The sequence below is a fragment of the Pantoea sp. R13S299 genome (assembly GCF_048515925.1).
GTDB lineage: Bacteria > Pseudomonadota > Gammaproteobacteria > Enterobacterales > Enterobacteriaceae > Pantoea.
Window position 1 is genome coordinate 738,581 of record NZ_JBLYEF010000001.1, and the last position, 17,860, is coordinate 756,440.

General features: G+C 57.1%; 15 protein-coding genes. 5 read left to right on the top strand and 10 right to left on the bottom strand.

Going from position 1 to position 17,860, the window contains the following annotated elements; all coding sequences use genetic code 11:
* Positions 1-12 precede the first annotated feature (12 nt).
* Positions 13-3,456, bottom strand: coding sequence for a transcription-repair coupling factor (mfd, locus tag ACN1CO_RS03660; RefSeq protein ID WP_419137750.1), 3,444 nt, complete (start codon positions 3,454-3,456; stop codon positions 13-15).
* A 229-nt stretch (positions 3,457-3,685) separates the two neighbouring features.
* Complete coding sequence (locus tag ACN1CO_RS03665; protein WP_090962155.1) at positions 3,686-3,895, bottom strand: hypothetical protein; 210 nt, start codon at positions 3,893-3,895, stop codon at positions 3,686-3,688.
* Between the two features lie 247 nt (positions 3,896-4,142).
* On the opposite strand from ACN1CO_RS03665, the gene lolC reads away from it, so the two are divergent.
* The 5 genes from lolC (at position 4,143) to pepT (ending at position 9,897) form a co-directional block, all read left to right on the top strand.
* Positions 4,143-5,342 (top strand): lipoprotein-releasing ABC transporter permease subunit LolC, encoded by a 1,200-nt coding sequence (lolC, locus tag ACN1CO_RS03670; RefSeq protein WP_419137752.1) that lies wholly within the window; start codon positions 4,143-4,145, stop codon positions 5,340-5,342.
* Positions 5,335-6,039 (top strand): lipoprotein-releasing ABC transporter ATP-binding protein LolD, encoded by a 705-nt coding sequence (lolD, locus tag ACN1CO_RS03675; protein ID WP_039661033.1) that lies wholly within the window; start codon positions 5,335-5,337, stop codon positions 6,037-6,039. Before lolC ends, lolD begins: the two co-directional genes overlap by 8 nt.
* A complete protein-coding gene (lolE, locus tag ACN1CO_RS03680; protein ID WP_283545678.1) occupies positions 6,039-7,283 on the top strand; it encodes a lipoprotein-releasing ABC transporter permease subunit LolE in 1,245 nt (414 codons plus the stop codon). Before lolD ends, lolE begins: the two co-directional genes overlap by 1 nt.
* A gap of 146 nt (positions 7,284-7,429) precedes the next feature.
* Positions 7,430-8,263: a Sir2 family NAD+-dependent deacetylase gene (gene cobB / locus ACN1CO_RS03685; RefSeq protein ID WP_090962146.1), complete on the top strand. Its 834-nt coding sequence runs from the start codon at positions 7,430-7,432 to the stop codon at positions 8,261-8,263.
* Positions 8,264-8,667: 404 nt separating this feature from the next.
* Complete coding sequence (pepT, locus tag ACN1CO_RS03690) at positions 8,668-9,897, top strand: peptidase T (protein ID WP_419137755.1); 1,230 nt, start codon at positions 8,668-8,670, stop codon at positions 9,895-9,897.
* Between the two features lie 75 nt (positions 9,898-9,972).
* Here the strand turns inward: pepT and ACN1CO_RS03695 are convergent, their stop codons facing one another.
* The 8 genes from ACN1CO_RS03695 to rluE form a co-directional block, all read right to left on the bottom strand.
* Entirely contained in the window at positions 9,973-11,100 is a 1,128-nt protein-coding gene (locus tag ACN1CO_RS03695) for a JmjC domain-containing protein (RefSeq protein WP_419137757.1), read from the bottom strand.
* A 57-nt stretch (positions 11,101-11,157) separates the two neighbouring features.
* Complete coding sequence (phoQ, locus tag ACN1CO_RS03700; protein WP_419137759.1) at positions 11,158-12,618, bottom strand: two-component system sensor histidine kinase PhoQ; 1,461 nt, start codon at positions 12,616-12,618, stop codon at positions 11,158-11,160.
* Positions 12,619-12,620: 2 nt separating this feature from the next.
* The gene (phoP, locus tag ACN1CO_RS03705; protein ID WP_003849836.1) at positions 12,621-13,289 is read right to left on the bottom strand and encodes a two-component system response regulator PhoP; all 669 of its coding nucleotides are present in this window, start codon (positions 13,287-13,289) and stop codon (positions 12,621-12,623) included.
* Positions 13,290-13,393: 104 nt separating this feature from the next.
* A complete protein-coding gene (gene purB, locus ACN1CO_RS03710; protein ID WP_419137761.1) occupies positions 13,394-14,764 on the bottom strand; it encodes an adenylosuccinate lyase in 1,371 nt (456 codons plus the stop codon).
* 44 nt (positions 14,765-14,808) lie between these two features.
* Positions 14,809-15,450 carry a high frequency lysogenization protein HflD gene (gene hflD / locus ACN1CO_RS03715; RefSeq protein ID WP_419137763.1) on the bottom strand — a complete coding sequence of 214 codons (642 nt, stop codon included), beginning with the start codon at positions 15,448-15,450 and terminating at the stop codon, positions 14,809-14,811.
* Positions 15,451-15,492: 42 nt separating this feature from the next.
* Positions 15,493-16,605: a tRNA 2-thiouridine(34) synthase MnmA gene (gene mnmA, locus ACN1CO_RS03720; RefSeq protein WP_419137765.1), complete on the bottom strand. Its 1,113-nt coding sequence runs from the start codon at positions 16,603-16,605 to the stop codon at positions 15,493-15,495.
* Positions 16,606-16,647: 42 nt separating this feature from the next.
* A complete protein-coding gene (locus ACN1CO_RS03725) occupies positions 16,648-17,121 on the bottom strand; it encodes an NUDIX domain-containing protein (protein WP_003849831.1) in 474 nt (157 codons plus the stop codon).
* Positions 17,122-17,165: 44 nt separating this feature from the next.
* Entirely contained in the window at positions 17,166-17,828 is a 663-nt protein-coding gene (rluE, locus tag ACN1CO_RS03730; protein WP_419137768.1) for a 23S rRNA pseudouridine(2457) synthase RluE, read from the bottom strand.
* Positions 17,829-17,860: the final 32 nt, after the last annotated feature.

Below are 17,860 nucleotides of genomic sequence, written 5' to 3' on the forward strand. Positions count from 1 at the left end.
ACGGGCAGGGTGTTACGCCTGCCGTTGAGCCAGTTGCGAAACAAATCCCTGCACCCACTCAAGTCGTACTTTTCTTTCCGATAGCTCACGAGTAAACCGCAGTCGCGTCGGCCCATCCAGCTTCCACTGCTGAGGCTCTTTCTGCAGCAGGCCTATCAGCCATGCCGGATCCACATTGTTCTTCGGTGCAAAATCGAAATAACCGCCTTTGTCGCTGGCTTCGATCTTACGCAGACCCACAGCGCGAGCCTTCAACCGGATCATTGCCACATCCAGCAGGTTACGCGCCGGATCGGGCAGCAGGCCGAAGCGGTCGATCATCTCAACTTTCAGCTCCTGCAACTCCTCTTCGGCCTCGGCGCTGGCGATGCGTTTGTAGAGAGAAAGACGGGTGCTGACATCCGGGATAAAGGTCTCCGGCAGCAGGGCCGGCATCCGCAGTTCCACTTCCGTCTGGTTGCTGGTGAGATCTTCCAGTGACGGCTCGCGACCCTCTTTCAGGGCATCGACCGCATTCTCCAGCAGCTCCATATAGAGTGTGAAGCCCAGTGTCTCCATCTGTCCGCTCTGCTCATCACCCAGCAGCTCGCCAGCACCGCGAATCTCCAGGTCGTGCGTGGCCAGCGCAAAACCGGCTCCCAGATCTTCCAGTGAGGCGATCGCCTCCAGGCGCTTATGCGCATCGGCGGTCATCGACTTCGGATGCGGCGTTAACAGCCAGGCATAAGCCTGATGATGTGAACGGCCGACGCGACCACGCAGCTGATGCAGCTGTGCCAGACCAAAGTGATCCGCACGCTCAATGATGATGGTATTGGCGGTCGGAATGTCGATCCCGGTTTCGATAATGGTGGTACAGACCAGCACGTTGAAACGCTGATGATGGAAGTCGTTCATCACCCGTTCCAGATCGCGCTCACGCATCTGGCCATGACCAATGGCCACCCGCGCTTCCGGCACCAGATCGCTGAGACGCTGTGCTGCTTTCTCAATATTTTCAACGTCGTTGTAGAGATAATAAACCTGCCCGCCACGCAGCACCTCACGTAAGATCGCTTCGCGGATCACCAGATCGTCAAATTCACGCACAAAGGTTTTTACCGCTAAACGGCGGGCAGGCGGCGTGGCGATAATCGAAAGATCGCGCATGCCGCTCATGGCCATATTCAGGGTGCGCGGAATCGGCGTTGCGGTCAGGGTCAGAATGTCCACATCGGCACGCATCGCCTTGATACGCTCTTTGTGACGTACCCCGAAACGGTGCTCTTCATCGACAATCAGCAGACCGAGATCGTGCCATTTGAGGTCGCTCATCAGCAGCTTATGGGTGCCGATTAAAATGTCGATCTTGCCGTCGCTGGCCTGCTCCAGTACCTGCGTCTGCTCTTTGGCGGTACGGAAACGGGACAGCATCTCAATGCGGACCGGCCAGTTAGCGAAGCGATCGCGGAAGTTATCGTAGTGCTGCTGCGCCAGCAGGGTCGTCGGCACCAGCACGGCCACCTGTTTATGGTTCTCAATTGCCAGAAACGCAGCGCGCATTGCCACTTCAGTTTTACCGAAGCCGACGTCGCCGCACACCAGACGGTCCATCGCCAGCGGCTGGCACATATCACTCAGCACCGCATTGATCGCCTGCGCCTGGTCCGGAGTAGTTTCAAACGGGAAGCTCTCGCAGAACAGCTGATACTGCTCACGATTGTGCTTGAAGGCAAAGCCGGTTTTAGCGGCGCGCTGAGCATAGATATCCAGCAGTTCAGCCGCCACATCACGCACTTTCTCTGCCGCTTTCTGCCGTGCGCGAGACCAGGCATCGCTGCCCAGTTTATGCAGCGGGGCGTTATCGTCCGCACCACCCGCATAGCGGCTGATCAGGTGCAGCGATGAAACCGGGACATAGAGTTTGGCGTCGTTGGCGTAGGAGAGCATGAGGTATTCCGCCTCGATGCCGCCCGCTTCCAGGGTAGTCAGGCCGATATAGCGGCCGACACCGTGCTCCAGATGCACTACCGGCTGGCCGGGACTCAGCTCCGCGAGGTTACGGATCAGGATGTCCGGATTGATGGTGCGGCGGGTATCCTGACGGCGACGGCTGACGCGTTCGCCCAGTAGATCGCTTTCGCAAATCAGCGCCCGATTGCCCAGGGTATCAATGAATCCGCGCTCGCTGGCACCAATCATCAGGCTGAAACGATCGTCGACGGTTTCATCAAGGCGATGCACCGGCTGAGGACGCAGTTTAATACGGGCCAGTAACTCCTGCAGGCTCTCGCGGCGTCCTTCACTTTCTACTGAGAAGACCACTGCACCGCTGAAGGTCTCAATAAACTGACGCAGATGATCGAGCGGCGCTTTGGCCTGCGCCTGCACGGCCAGATCGGGCAGCGGGGTATAACCGAGGTTGGTATTCGCCGCTTTGGCGGGCAGCACCTCATTAGTCATCTGGATGCGCGGCCAGGCTTTCAGTTCGCCCATTAGCGCATCGGGACGCAGCCACAGGGTGACCGGCTCCAGCAGCGGACGCATTGGATCAACGCGGCGGTTCTCATAACGCGCCTCGGCGTCCTGCCAGAATCGGCTGGCGCTGCCTTCCAGATCGCCGCAGTTCACAATCAGCGTGTTGTCCGGCAGATAGCTGAACAGGCTGGGTAACGGCTGCTCAAAAAACAGCGGCTGCCAGTATTCGATGCCCGCAGGCAGCGTGCCTTTACTCACCTGCTGATAGACATGCTCCGACTCGCGGCGCACATCAAAAATTTCGCGCCAGCGGCTGCGGAACAACTCGATGGCGGCTTTGTCGCTGGGGAACTCATGCGCAGGCAGCAGGTTAATTTCCGGCACCGCTTCCAGCGTACGCTGACTGTCGACGTCAAACAGGCGCAGGCTGTCGATCTCATCATCGAAAAAGTCGATGCGATAGGGTTGATCGCTGCCCATCGGGAACAGGTCGAGCAGGGCGCCGCGCGTGGCGTATTCACCGTGCTCCATCACCTGATCGACATGACGGTAACCGGCCTGCTCAAGCTGATCGCGCAGGCGGTCGCGTGACAGTTTTTGTCCCTGCTTCATCACCAGCGCATGGCCGTGCAGGAAGCTGTGCGGGCAGACGCGCTGCATCAGGGTATTGACCGGCATGATCAGCATACCGCGCTGCATTACCGGCAGCTGGTAGAGGGTCGACAGGCGCGCAGAGATAATATCCTGATGCGGCGAGAAGCTGTCGTAGGGCAGCGTTTCCCAGTCGGCGAGGTGCGCCACCGGCAGATCGGTAAACTGTCGGATCTCATCCAGCAGACGCAGGGCGGTTTGGGTATCGGGGGTAATCATCAATACCGGACCAGCATGGCGTTCGGTAATGCTGGCACACTCCACCGCGTGCGCAGCGCCGATTAGCTGGCCGAGCTGACGGTGATCGCCGGATTTAACGGGCAGGGTATAACGAGTCTGTTCGGGCATGGGATCTCGGGGTTGCTCCATTTTTCCAGGACGTAATCATTCCATATTATGTCAGGGGGATCACCTTTGCGGCACAATTTTCCTGCCGCGCCGCGCTCAACCAGGGGGATCGGTTAGCCATTACCTGGCGTCAGGGATAATGCAGCGGATAGAGAGAGGATAGACGGAGTCTGAGGAGAGATCGGAAAAAACCGCCGTCGCCATGCAGCGACGGGGTTAAACGGGCATTTTATTTTATGGATTGCTGTGTGTAATGCATGCGTGGGCGGTCGATATTTGCCCAGGATAATTCCTGCTCAGGATGATAGCTGAGGTTGCCGTCATCCCACTTCACGTAGTAGCCGGCGGGTGCGTCTCCCTGCTCAAAGACGTTGATGATTTCGCCTCTGATTTCCCCGGATTTATGTTTAACGATGCTGCCTTTGGGAAATTTCAACATGGTCGCACCCTCTACTGCATGGCGAACAATCACCCTTTACTCACTTACTGATTGTAGTCTACCCGCCCTGGCGCTGAATAATCCGCCAATAAGCGGCGGCTTTATCGGCTATTCCGCGGCTTAGGCGCGGAAGATGACGCATCCGGATGCAACTTTGCTGCCGACTCAGAGGGTTAGAGGTTTCATAAAGCCAGCCGCTCCTTTATCATCCCACTACCTATTTTCAGGCAACGGCTTACTGGATTCCATGTATCAACCTGTCGCGCTATTTATCGGTCTGCGTTACATGCGCGGACGAGCATCGGATCGCTTCGGTCGCTTTGTCTCCTGGCTCTCAACGATTGGCATTACGCTCGGCGTGCTGGCGATGGTCACCGTGTTATCGGTGATGAACGGTTTTGAGCGTGAACTCGAAGGCAATATTCTTGGCCTGATGCCTCAGGCGCTGATCACCAGCGACAAAGGCAGTCTCAATCCTCAACAGCAACCTGCCGCCTCGCTGAATCTGCAGGGCGTTAACCGCATCGCGCCGCTGACCACCGCCAATGTGGTGTTGCAAAGCCCGCGCAGCGTCTCCGTTGGCGTGATGCTGGGCATTAACCCGGATGAAAAAGATCCGCTGACGCCGTTCCTGGTGAATACCCAGCAGAGCGTGCTGCAGGCCGGGCAGTACAATGTGATCCTCGGCGAACAGCTGGCCTCACAGCTTGGCGTAAAACGTGGCGATCAGCTGCGTCTGATGGTGCCGTCGGTCAGCCAGTTCACCCCAATGGGACGTGTGCCGAGTCAGCGTCTGTTTACGGTGGCGGGCACCTATGCCGCCAACAGCGAAGTCGATGGTTATCAGATTCTGGTCAATCTTCAGGATGCGTCGCGCGTCATGCGCTATCCGGCCGGGAATATTACCGGCTGGCGACTGTGGCTGGATAAACCGCTGTCGGTTGACAGTCTGAGTCAGCAGACACTGCCCCAGGGACTGGTCTGGAAAGACTGGCGCGAGCGCAAAGGCGATCTCTTCCAGGCGGTGCGCATGGAGAAGAATATGATGGGCCTGCTGCTGAGCCTGATCATCGCCGTGGCTGCTTTTAACATCATCACCTCGTTAGGCCTGCTGATCATGGAGAAGCAGGGCGAAGTGGCGATCCTGCAAACCCAGGGCCTGACGCGCCGGCAAATAGTGGCGGTGTTTATGGTGCAGGGTGCCAGCGCCGGAATTATCGGCACGCTGCTTGGCACGCTGCTCGGCGTTCTGCTCGCCAGCCAGCTCAACAACTTAATGCCGGTGATTGGCCTGTTCCTTGATGGTGCCGCGTTGCCGGTCGATATTAATGTGTGGCAGGTCGTCACCATCGCCCTCAGCGCGATGATTGTGGCGCTGTTGTCTACGCTCTATCCTTCGTGGCGCGCTGCCGCCGTTCAACCTGCTGAGGCTTTACGTTATGAGTAACACTCCTTTGTTGCAGTGCCGCGACCTGTGCAAACGCTATCAGGAAGGCAGCGTGCAGACCGACGTGCTGCGCAATGTGGCTTTCAGCCTCCAGCCCGGTGAACTGACGGCGATTGTCGGCAGCTCCGGTTCCGGTAAAAGTACGCTGCTGCATCTGCTGGGCGGCCTGGATGCACCGACGTCGGGCGACGTGGTGTTCGATGGTCAGTCACTGAATGCCATGTCCTCGTCAGCCAAAGCCGAGCTGCGTAACCGCGAGCTGGGCTTCATCTATCAGTTCCACCACCTGCTGCCGGACTTCAGTGCGCTGGAGAACGTAGCGATGCCGCTGCTGATTGGCAAAACCGCCAAAGCGGAAGCGCAGGATCGCGCCCGTGAAATGCTGGCTGCGGTCGGGCTGGACCATCGCGCTGCGCACCGGCCGTCTGAACTCTCTGGCGGCGAACGTCAGCGCGTGGCGATCGCCCGTGCGCTGGTGAACCGTCCACGTCTGGTGATGGCGGATGAGCCAACCGGTAACCTGGATGCGCGTAACGCCGACGCTATTTTTGAATTGCTGGGCGAACTGAATGTCCGTCAGGGCACCGCGTTTCTGGTGGTAACGCACGATCTGATGCTGGCAAAACGCATGACGCGTCAGATGGAGATGCGTGATGGTCAGTTAAGCGAGCAGCTCACTATGGCAGGAGCGCTGTAATGGGTTCGTCGTTATCCCTGTTGCTGGGCCTGCGCTTTAGCCGTGGTCGCCGTCGTGGCGGCATGGTCTCGCTGATTTCGGTGATCTCCACCATCGGGATTGCGCTGGGCGTAGCGGTGCTGATTATCGGTCTGAGCGCCATGAACGGTTTTGAGCGTGAGCTGAACAACCGCATTCTGGCGGTGGTGCCGCACGGTGAGATCGAGGCGGTCAATCAGCCGTTTCAGCACTGGCAGTCAATGATTGCCCCGATTGAAAAGGTGCCCGGCATTGCGGCGGCAGCTCCTTACGTTAACTTCACCGGACTGATTGAAAGCGGTGCCCGGCTGGAGGCGCTGCAGGTGAAAGGCGTTGATCCGGCCCAGGAGCCGCGCCTGAGCGCACTGCCGCAGTTTGTGGCCGATAACGCCTGGTCCTCTTTTGCCGCCGGTAAGCAGCAGATCATTCTGGGCGGCGGCATCGCTAAATCGCTCAACGTGAAGCAGGGCGACTGGATCACCATCATGATCCCTAACAACGATGGTGATAATAAACTGCTGCAGCCAAAACGTATCCGGCTGCAGGTCAGCGGTATTCTGCAACTGAGCGGCATGCTCGATCACAGTCTGGCGCTGGTGCCGCTGGCCGATGCGCAGCACTATCTGGAGATGGGAGACAGCGTCTCCGGCATCGCCCTGAAGATGACCGACCCGTTCCAGGCAGTGAAACTGGTGCGCGATGCCGGTGAAGCGACCCGTTCCTACGTCTACATCAAAAGCTGGATTGGCACTTACGGCTACATGTACCGCGATATTCAGATGATCCGCGCCATCATGTATCTGGCGATGGTGCTGGTGATCGGTGTCGCCTGCTTTAACATCGTCTCCACGCTGGTGATGGCGGTCAAAGATAAGAGTAGTGACATTGCGGTGCTGCGCACCCTTGGCGCAAAAGACCGGCTGATTCGCGCCATCTTTATCTGGTACGGTTTGCTGGCCGGTCTGCTGGGCAGCGTCAGCGGCGTGGTCGCGGGCGTGCTGGTGGCGCTGAACCTGACCTCGCTGGTGCGCGGGCTGGAGTCGATTACCGGCCACCATCTGCTGGCGGGAGATATTTACTTCATTGATTTCCTGCCATCGGAACTGCACTGGATTGATGTGTTCTCAGTACTGATTACCGCGATTCTGCTGAGTCTGCTGGCGAGCTGGTATCCCGCCAGACGCGCCAGCCGCATTGACCCGGCTCGGGTATTAAGCGGTCAGTAATAAAATGCGGCGCGAATCTTTTTCGCGCCGCATCTGTTTAAGACCTTTGCTGTTGGGGAGTGCCCTCAGCAACCGTTACTATCGGGTGATGTTGACCCGGAATCTGTTAAGAGCGGCTCGCCGCAGCTGCTACGCCAGGAGATTTTATGCGTACACCACGTCGCCGCATACGACTTGCTCGCCTGAAGAAAACCCGGAGAAAAGTGCATCAGCGCTTTCGCCAGCGCATTTTTGAGCGCGATCGTCAGGCCGAACTGGCCGCCCATCCTCAGCCACACGTTGTGGTGCTGACCGGCGCAGGTATCTCAGCGGAGTCCGGCATCCGGACCTTCCGCGCCGCTGACGGCCTGTGGGAAGAGCATCACGTTGAAGATGTTGCGACGCCCGAAGGTTTTCAGCGCGATCCCGCGCTGGTGCAGCGTTTTTACAATGCGCGCCGCCAGCAGCTGCAGGAGGCAGAGATTCAGCCCAATGCCGCCCATCTGGCACTGGCTGAGCTGGAGCAGGTGTTAGGCGATAATTTCCTGCTGGTCACGCAGAACATCGACAATCTGCATGAGCGTGCCGGCAACAGCCGGGTGCTGCATATGCACGGTGAGCTGTTAAAAGTGCGCTGTGTTACCAGCGGTCAGGTGATTGAGTGGACCGGCGATATCACGCCGGACGATCGCTGCACCTGCTGCCAGTTCCCCTCCGCGCTGCGACCACACGTGGTGTGGTTTGGCGAAATGCCGCTGGGTATGGAGCAGATTTATCAGGCGCTGGAACAGGCCGATTACTTTATCGCTATCGGCACGTCAGGCCATGTCTATCCGGCGGCGGGCTTTGTCCATGAAGCGAAACTGCAGGGCGCACACACCGTTGAGCTGAACCTGGAGCCAAGCCAGGTGGGCAACGAATTTGCCGAGCGACATTACGGTCTGGCGAGCGAAGTGGTGCCGGAGTTCGTGCATAAACTGCTGCGCGGGCTTTATAAGTAAGAGAGGGCGGCGATGGCCGCCCCTGATATTATCGACAAAGTCTGTGCCGATTAGCTGTGAGATCCAGCCTGCACCGGGAACACGGTCAGATCGGAAAGTCGCAAAACCGTCATCCATGACTGCTCGGCCCGCGCCTTCCATGGCGCGGGACGCTTTCCTCCTCTGACCGTGTACCCTGTGCGTTGAGTCTGGACGTTGCGGTGTGTTCTCGCCGGGTCAATCAGCCTGCGGGTTATCAACATTGCGAGATTTGCCGCAACAATCTCGTCATCTGGCGTTTTTTTCGGGCTTATTGCTTTCCCAAAGGTCATCGACAGCGCTAACCTGTCTGCGAATGATTTTACGCAACGTTGTGACCGCCGGGTCTGTGAATAATACCGGACGGCACTTATAAAGGATGGGCTATGGAACAGTTACTTGAGCGCTTTTTGAGTTATGTGGCAGTTGAGACACAGGCTAAGCCGCAGGCGCGCCAGGTGCCCAGCAGTGAAGGGCAGTGGACGCTGGCGCGTCAGCTGCAGGAAGAGCTGCTGGCACTGGGTTTTGTCGATGTCACCTTAAGCGATCACTGCTGCGTCATGGGCACCTTGCCCGCTAATGTTGACTGGCCGACGCCGGTCATTGGGTTCATCTCCCACATGGATACTTCGCCTGACTTTACGGCGAAACATGTGAATCCACAGATCATCGAAAACTATCGCGGCGGAGACATTGCGCTGGGTAACGGCAACGAGGTTCTGTCGCCGGTGATGTTCCCGGTGCTGCACAAGCTGATCGGCCATACGCTGATTACCACCGATGGCAAAACGCTGCTGGGCGCGGATGACAAAGCGGGTATTGCCGAGATCATGACGGCGATGGCGCAACTGGCAAAGAGCGACACGCCACACGGTGCGATCCGCGTCGCCTTTACGCCTGATGAAGAGATCGGTCGTGGCACCTCACACTTTGATGTTGAAGCGTTCGCCGCTGACTGGGCTTACACCATTGATGGCAGCGATCTGGGCGAGTTTGAGTATGAAAACTTCAACGCCGCTTCGGCCACCGTCAAAATCGTCGGTAACAACGTACATCCTGGCTCCGCGAAAGGCGTGATGGTCAATGCGCTTGAGCTGGCAAATCAGTTCCATGCCGCCGTCCCGGCTGGCGAAAAGCCGCAGTACACCGACGGCTATGAGGGCTTCTACCATCTGCATCAGATCAAAGGCAGCGTAGAGCACGCCGAGATGCTCTACATCATTCGTGACTTCGAAACAGAGAGTTTTGAACAGCGTAAACAGACGCTGCTGCAGATTGCCGAGAAAATTAACAAAACCCTGCACCCGGACTGCTCGGTCACCGTTGAGATCACTAACAGCTATCGCAACATGCGTGAAAAAGTCGAGCCGTTCCCGCACATCATTGACCTGGCTTTACAGGCGATGCGTGACTGCCACATTGAACCGGTAGTCAAACCGATTCGCGGTGGTACAGATGGATCATCGCTGTCGTGGAAAGGATTGCCTTGCCCGAACATCTTTACCGGTGGCTATAACTACCACGGCAAGCATGAGTTCGCGTCGCTGAATATCATGGCGAAGTCGGTAGAAGTGATTGTGCGTCTGTCAGAGCTGGCGGCGCAGAAGAAGAGTTAAATTAAAAAAAAGGCTCTCTGCTACAGTGGTCAGAGAGCCTTGATTCAGCAGTAGCGCAGGATTGCGCTCTGTGAGTTATTCGTCGTCGCCGAAGAACCAGTAACCGGCATTCACCAGACCGGCGATCTGCGCCAGCACGGCCGGATCATCCAGCGCATCACCCAGATCCTCCAGCGTGATGCGATAGTGATTCGCCAGAACCGCCATCACATCGGGGCGTGAACACTCAACCCGCTCACCATTGATATAGACAGCATCGCCAATCGTCAGGACACGCAGGCCACCTAACCGGCTCAGGGCATCACCCTGTTGCAGCGCATCATAAATTTCATCAGGCTGATAAGGCGGTTCCGGCGGTGCGACGTCGAGTTCGTGACGTGACTGCGAAATAAATTCGCCAAACCACTGAGCAAACTGTTCCGGCTGATTCACCACATCCAGCATCAGCTGACGTACGCCTTCAATCTCCTGCGGCAGAATCTCTGACGGGCAATCACGCGAAGGCACATCCGGATCGCTGAAGCGCAGACTGCCCAGCTCATTGGCCAGGGCGTAATCGGCAAAGCCACTGATTAACTCGCGGCCGCTGGGGGCGCGGAAACCGACGGAATAGTTCAGAGCGTTTTCCAGCGAATAGCCTTCATGCGGGAATCCTGGCGGGATGTAGAGAATATCGCCCGGCTCCAGCTCTTCATCAATGATGGCGTCGAAGGGTTCAACCTGCAGCAGGTCCGGGTGCGGGCAGTGCTGCTTCAGAGGCACTTTCTCACCGACGCGCCAGCGACGGCGGCCGGTACCCTGGATAATAAAGACGTCATACTGATCAAAATGAGGGCCGACGCCGCCGCCAGGCACGGCAAATGACACCATCAGATCATCGACACGCCAGTCAGGCAGGAAACGGAAAGGGCGCATCAGCGCGGCAGAGGGTTCATGCCAGTGATTGACCGCCTGGACCAGCAGCGACCAGTTGTTCTCACCCAGATGATCATAGCTCTCGAACGGGCCGTGGCTGACCTGCCATTGGCCATCCTGATGACTGACCAGGCGGCTATCCACCTCGTTTTCCATCGCCAGTCCGGCGAGTTCATCCGGTGAAATGGGATCGACAAAGTTTTTAAAACCACGCTTCAGTACTACCGGACGTTTCTGCCAGTAGCGCTGAATAAAATCGGGCCAGTTAATATCGAGCTGATAGTCCATAAAAGGGTTCCGCTTAGGGCTGTAAATGCCAGCAAGTATAACAGCCCTGAGGGTTTTCTACTCGCGGTGATGTTCAGGTTCCTGGCGCTGGAAGACCACTTCCATGCGTGTTCCACCCAGCGTACTGCTGGAGGCAATCACGTTGCCCTCGTACTGCTCAAGAATATCGCGCACCACCGCCAGACCGAGTCCCTGACCGGGACGGAGGGTATCGGCACGCTGACCCCGGACAAACACTAAATCGCGCTTGCTCTCAGGAATGCCCGGCCCATCGTCGTCAATATAGAGATGAAGTGCATTTTCGCTCTGAAAAGCGCTGACTTCGATAAACTCCAGGCAGTATTTGCAGGCGTTATCCAGCACGTTGCCCAGCACTTCCATAAAGTCATTCTGGTCGCCAATGAAGGAGAGCTCCGGTGAGATATCCAGTGAAATCGCCACGCCTTTGCGCTGATAGACTTTATTCAGAGCCGAGCAGAGCTTGTCGAGCAGACCGGAAACGGAGTGGATATCGCGCTGCAGCGGATTGTGATCGGCCTGCATACTGGCACGATGCAGATAATATCCGACCTGCTGCGAGATACGGCTTATCTGCTCCAGCATCACCGGCTCAGCCTGTTCCACCGTCAGCTCTTTGCCGTTACGCAGCGAACGCAGGGTACTCTGCAACACGGCCAGCGGCGTTTTCAGACTGTGGGTCAGGTCAGAAAGCGTTGTGCGATAGCGGGTATAGCGCTGCCGCTCATTGGTCAGCAGCAGATTGAGGTTGCGCACCAGACTGCGCAGTTCCTGTGGCGGATTATCCGCCAGATTCTCGCGCTGGCTGGTCTCCAGTTCGCGCACCTGCTGTGTCAGCGCCCCAATCGGCCGCAGACTCCAGTGTGCTGCCAGCCACAACAACGGAATAATCAGTATCAGGTTGGCCGCCAGTACATAACTGAACCATGACCAGACCACATCAGAATGCTGCAACTCCTGCGGGATCGAATCGACGACCACGATGGTGAGCGCAGGCAGATTGGTGGTGGCATCGTAGCGGTTAACGGCAACCGAGTGGGTAAAGGTGTCGTTACTGTCAGTGTCCCAGTCGTTGAGCCGCTGCTTAGCATTCACGTTATTGCCCATCGCCACCATACTGGTGCGGTTGCTGGTATCAATTTCGTAGAAGTCGGGCTTCAGCAGCCATTCACGGCGGATCTTTTTGCGGATCTCCGGCACGTCGCGTTGTTGCCACAGCAGCTTGCCATGCTCATCGTAGATGAATACCAGCGTCGGGAAGTTAAGCGTCATCCGTTCCGGCTGGGCGATGGTGAGCTTGTTGTCATGCCATTGCGCCAGCGTAAAGAACAGATTGCTCTCGCCGCGCATCACGCGATAGGTGTTTTTATCGAAACTCACCACATAGCCAATGACCGCGACCATGCCGTAAGAGAGTGAGAGGAACAGAACTATCGCTGCGGAGGCCAGCAGAAAGCGGGCGCGCAGCGAAATAGGGCGATAACGATTAAACCAGGACATGGTCAGAGATCAAAGCGGTAACCCTGGCCACGCACAGTGGCGATCACGTCAGTCGGGTGCAACGCCAGAATCTTTTTGCGCAGACGGCCCATCAAAACGTCGATGGTGTGGCTTTCGCGCAGTTCAGCGTCAGGGTAGAGCTGCAGCATCAGCGAGTCTTTACTTACCACTTTGCCGGCGTTGCGGATCAGCGTCTCGACAATGGTGTACTCAAAGGCAGTGAGCTTCACCGGCTCTTCGTTGACCGTCAGTTCACGGCGGGAGAGATCCACCTGAAACGGAGCCATATCAATGATTTGCGACGCATGACCACTGTTACGGCGCATCAGCGCCTGCAGGCGTGCCGCGACCTCTTCAATGTGAAACGGCTTGGTGACGTAGTCATCCGCACCGGCTTCCAGCGCTTCCACTTTCGCCTGCCAGCCTTCACGGGCGGTCAGCACCAGAATCGGCTGACGTACGGCATCGCTTCGCCAGCGGCGAATCAGCGACATGCCATCTTCATCCGGCAGACCGAGATCGACCAGCGCGATATCGGGCAGATGCTCGCGAAGAAAATAGTCGGCTTCTTTGGCGTCTTCGGCGGCATCGACCTGATGGCCCATGTCACGTAACTGGACGGCGAGATGATGGCGCAGCAGGGCATTGTCTTCAACAACCAGAACACGCATAGAAATTCCTTACACTCTGTTTGAGTCAACCTGCAGAAAGTATACGCGAAATGTATTAAACAAGATGTTAACGCAGACCGGACTGGGCCGGTCTGCGGCGGGCATTATTTCAGATCGTCAACCATCTGGATAGCGCGACCAATATAGTTTGCAGGCGTCATCTGCTTCAGACGCACTTTTTCCTCTTCCGGCAGCGCCAGGCTGTCGATAAAGGCCTGCATACCGGCAGCATCCACGCGTTTGCCGCGCGTCAGCTCTTTCAGCTTCTCATACGGCTTCTCAATGCCATAGCGACGCATCACTGTCTGGATTGGCTCCGCCAGCACTTCCCAGTTGTGATCCAGCTCGTCCAGCAGACGATCACGGTTTACTTCCAGCTTGGAGATACCTTTCAGTGTCGCCTGATAGGCGATCAGCGCATAACCGACGCCCACGCCAAGGTTACGCAGCACAGTAGAGTCCGTCAGGTCACGCTGCCAGCGAGAGACCGGCAGTTTGCTGGCCAGATGCTGCATCACCGCGTTCGCCAGACCCAGATTGCCTTCGGAGTTTTCGAAGTCGATCGGGTTCACCTTGTGCGGCATGGTGGATGAGCCGATTTCGCCCGCAATCGTCTTCTGTTTGAAATGGTTCAGCGCCACATAACCCCAGATATCACGATCGAAATCGATCAGGATGGTATTAAAGCGGGCGATACAGTCAAACATCTCAGCGATATAGTCGTGCGGCTCAATCTGCGTGGTGTACGGGTTCCAGGTGATCCCCAGCGAGGTCACGAAGTTCTCGCTCAGCGCATGCCAGTCCACTTCGGGATAAGCGGCAATGTGGGCATTGTAGTTACCGACCGCGCCATTGATTTTGCCCAGCACTTCAATCTGCTTCAGCTGACGTAACTGACGCTCCAGACGATAGGCGACGTTAGCCATCTCTTTACCCATGGTCGACGGCGTCGCCGGCTGGCCATGGGTGCGGGAGAGCAGCGGAATGTCACGGTATTCGCTGGCAAGACCCTTAACGGCGCTGATCAGCTGGTCCCAGTAAGGCAGGATCACGTCACGGCGGGCTGTTTCCAGCATCAGGGCATGCGAAAGATTGTTGATATCTTCTGAGGTGCAGGCGAAGTGGATAAATTCAGAAACAGCGTGCAGGGCAGGGAGATCGGCGACTTTCTCTTTCAGGAAATACTCAACCGCTTTCACATCGTGGTTGGTGGTGCGCTCAATGGTTTTGATGCGTGCTGCATCTGCTTCTGAAAAATCGGCGACAATCGCATCAAGGAAAGCGTTTGCGTCGGCATCAAATGCAGGAACTTCCTTGATCTCTGCGGTCTCGGCCAGTTTTTGTAACCAGCGAACTTCAACCTCAACGCGGAATTTCAGCAAACCGAATTCGCTGAAAATCGCACGCAGCGGGCTGACTTTATCGCCGTAACGACCATCGACAGGTGAGACGGCGGTCAGAGAGGATAATTCCATCAGTGCAACTCCTGATTCATTTAGCAGTGTTTTGCCGCACCGACTTAGTAAGTCAGTGGCAGCCGGGATAAGAGGGTTTTCGCTTCACGCAGCAAACGCTGACGCGAGAACATCAGTTGGAGTCGGCCACCGCCGACCTGCTGCCACAACACGGCAGCACGGATACCGGCTAACAGAGTGGCGCGCACTTTACTCTGCACCTGCGAATTCTGCAGCACCGCAGGTGAACCGGTGACCTGAATACGCGGGCCAAGCGGGCTGATCACATCTACATAGATGGCCGCCATCGCGCTGAGAATGGTGTCTGACTCCAGCTCATAATGCGCCAGCTGGCGATCCAGTTGAGTGATGCGCTGTGCCAGCGTCGCCATGGCGGTTTTGCTGGCGCTGAGCTTGCGCTCCAGCACCATCATGCTCAGGGTATAACGCGTCAGTTCAGCGCCTGCACCCTGGCGACTGCTGCTGTTCAGCACTGCCATCAGGGTTTCAAGGCCGAGACGCAGGTTGGCTTCATTGTTGCCAAACACCGCCAGCGTAGAGCCAGGATTAAGATCCAGCACGCTGCGCAGACTCACGGTCAGCGCCTCTGGATGGCACTGACCCTGCTGAGCCAGCTGCTGCACCAGATGGGCGGACTGACAGATGCCCGCCAGCGCCAGCGTAATTTCCTGATAATTTTTCGCCACGGTTACTCCTGTTTACGCGTCATCAACGCGGGCTGAGCCCGCTTACTCCGCCACTAACGGCAGGCGCTGTTCGATAATACCGCCACCGAGGCAGATGTCACCAAGGTAAAACACCGCAGACTGACCCGGCGTGACCGCAGCAACCGGCTCGTCGAAACGCACTTCAATCCGATCGTCGCCGTGTGGAATAATCTCACAGGGAATATCGGTCTGACGATAGCGGGTTTTCACGGTGCAGCGCAGCGGGGCAGTAATCGGCTGGCGATCGACCCAGTGCAGCTGCTGTGCAATCAGGCCAACGGACATCAGACGCGGATGGTCGCCGCCCTGAGCGACAATCAGGCGGTTACGTGCCACATCTTTGTCGACCACATACCAGGGATCATCTTTGCTCTCTTTCAGGCCGCCGATACCCAGGCCTTTGCGCTGTCCCAGAGTATGGTACATCAGCCCCTGATGTTCACCGACGATCTGGCCTTCCGTGGTTTCAATCTCGCCAGGTTGAGCCGGAAGATAGCGCGCCAGGAAGTCGCGGAATTTGCGCTCGCCGATAAAGCAGATGCCGGTCGAATCTTTCTTCTTCGCGGTGATCAGGTCCAGCTGTTCGGCAATGCGGCGCACTTCCGGTTTTTCCAGCTCGCCGACCGGGAACAGACTCTGAGCAATCTGCTGGTGGCTGAGGGTATAGAGGAAGTAGCTCTGATCTTTGTTGCCATCCAGACCGCGTAACAGCTGGCTCTGGCCGTCCACGTCATGACGACGCACGTAGTGGCCCGTGGCGATGAAATCTGCGCCCAGGTCCTCTGCGGCGAACTCCAGGAACGCTTTGAATTTGATCTCTTTATTGCAGAGGATATCGGGGTTCGGCGTGCGGCCCGCTTTGTACTCTTCGAGGAAATGCTCAAAGACGTTATCCCAGTATTCAGCGGCAAAGTTAACTTTGTGCAGCTTCATACCCAGCTTGTCGCACACAGCCTGCGCATCCGCCAGATCGTCCGCGGCGGTACAATACTCCTCGCCATCGTCCTCCTCCCAGTTCTTCATGAACAAGCCTTCAACCTGGTAACCCTGCTGCTGCAGTAACCAGGCGGAAACGGAAGAATCGACGCCGCCGGACATACCGACGATCACTTTTTTCTGGCTGTTGTCAGACATGACACGCTCGCATTACGATAAAAAAACAGGCGGCGCATTCTATCATGCAGAAGGCAGGCGCGCACCCTCGTGAAACGGCCACTGGAACGGGCTGACCAGATGTAGCGGGTAGCGCGTGCCCTGTTGCCACAGGCGTACGCTCTCAGCGACCAGCGGTGAACGCAGGTTAGACGCAGTGAGAATCTGCGCTGGCGGCAGCCACCAGCAACAATCGATGTCACTGTCCTGCGGCTGGGTTGGCGCTTTTTCCGCCAGATCCACACCAAACAGAAAACGCACAAAAGGCGTACTGTCGGGGGCGATCCACTGGTTTATCCCGATGAAATAGTGCATCGACGCCGCGATGCCGGTCTCTTCATAGAGTTCGCGTTCGGCGGCTTCCAGCAGCGTTTCATCCGCTTCGAGATGTCCGGCAGGCTGGTTCCAGGTGGCACGACCGTTGATCGTCTCTTCCACCACCAGTAATTCACCTTCGGCCTGAACCAGACAGGCGACAGTAACATGAGGTTTAAACATCTCTTCTCCGCAATTGTTAACCTGAGGTTATAAAAAAACGGTTTTCAGGGAGCGCTATCGCTGAGTTCGCGCCACGCACCCGGTGCCAGATCGTCGAGCGTATAACTTCCCATGGCATAGCGGATTAACCGTAAGGTAGGAAAGCCGATATGCGCAGTCATGCGTCGCACCTGACGATTACGGCCTTCATAAAGCGTGACTTTCAGCCACTGCGTCGGGATGTTTTTACGCTCGCGGATCGGCGGCTGACGTGCCCAGAGCCACGCCGGCTCAGCCACTTTCTCTACGCCCGCGGGCAGGGTCATACCATCTTTCAGATTAACCCCAGTCCGCAGAGGCTGCAGATCTGCTTCCTGTGGTTCGCCTTCCACCTGTACATAATAGATCTTGCCGGTCCGTTTGCCGGGCTGAGTCAGCGCGGCCTGCAGGGCGCCATCGTTGGTCAGCACCATCAATCCTTCGCTGTCGCGATCAAGGCGACCGGCGGCATAGACTTCTGCGACGCTGACAAAATCCTTCAGGGTGCGGCGGCCCGCTTCATCGGTGAACTGTGGCAGAACGTCGAACGGTTTGTTAAACAAAATCACGCGGCGCGGCGTTGCAGGGCGGGCAGGGCCACGCCGGGCATCACGCGTCGGGCGGCTGAATCGTTTATCCTGGTGAATTCGTTGAGTTGTTTTTCGCATGGGCTTTGCAGTAAGAAACATTCGGCGCATTATAACGTGAAATTGCGGTGATT

Bases quoted from the DNA above. Each gene is read 5' to 3' on its own strand.
- mfd (WP_419137750.1), bottom strand. From the start codon at position 3,456: ATGCCCGAACAGACTCGTTATACCCTGCCCGTTAAATCCGGCGATCAC.
- ACN1CO_RS03665 (WP_090962155.1), bottom strand. From the start codon at position 3,895: ATGTTGAAATTTCCCAAAGGCAGCATCGTTAAACATAAATCCGGGGAA.
- lolC (WP_419137752.1), top strand. From the start codon at position 4,143: ATGTATCAACCTGTCGCGCTATTTATCGGTCTGCGTTACATGCGCGGA.
- lolD (WP_039661033.1), top strand. From the start codon at position 5,335: ATGAGTAACACTCCTTTGTTGCAGTGCCGCGACCTGTGCAAACGCTAT.
- lolE (WP_283545678.1), top strand. From the start codon at position 6,039: ATGGGTTCGTCGTTATCCCTGTTGCTGGGCCTGCGCTTTAGCCGTGGT.
- cobB (WP_090962146.1), top strand. From the start codon at position 7,430: ATGCGTACACCACGTCGCCGCATACGACTTGCTCGCCTGAAGAAAACC.
- pepT (WP_419137755.1), top strand. From the start codon at position 8,668: ATGGAACAGTTACTTGAGCGCTTTTTGAGTTATGTGGCAGTTGAGACA.
- ACN1CO_RS03695 (WP_419137757.1), bottom strand. From the start codon at position 11,100: ATGGACTATCAGCTCGATATTAACTGGCCCGATTTTATTCAGCGCTAC.
- phoQ (WP_419137759.1), bottom strand. From the start codon at position 12,618: ATGTCCTGGTTTAATCGTTATCGCCCTATTTCGCTGCGCGCCCGCTTT.
- phoP (WP_003849836.1), bottom strand. From the start codon at position 13,289: ATGCGTGTTCTGGTTGTTGAAGACAATGCCCTGCTGCGCCATCATCTC.
- purB (WP_419137761.1), bottom strand. From the start codon at position 14,764: ATGGAATTATCCTCTCTGACCGCCGTCTCACCTGTCGATGGTCGTTAC.
- mnmA (WP_419137765.1), bottom strand. From the start codon at position 16,605: ATGTCTGACAACAGCCAGAAAAAAGTGATCGTCGGTATGTCCGGCGGC.
- ACN1CO_RS03725 (WP_003849831.1), bottom strand. From the start codon at position 17,121: ATGTTTAAACCTCATGTTACTGTCGCCTGTCTGGTTCAGGCCGAAGGT.
- rluE (WP_419137768.1), bottom strand. From the start codon at position 17,828: ATGTTTCTTACTGCAAAGCCCATGCGAAAAACAACTCAACGAATTCAC.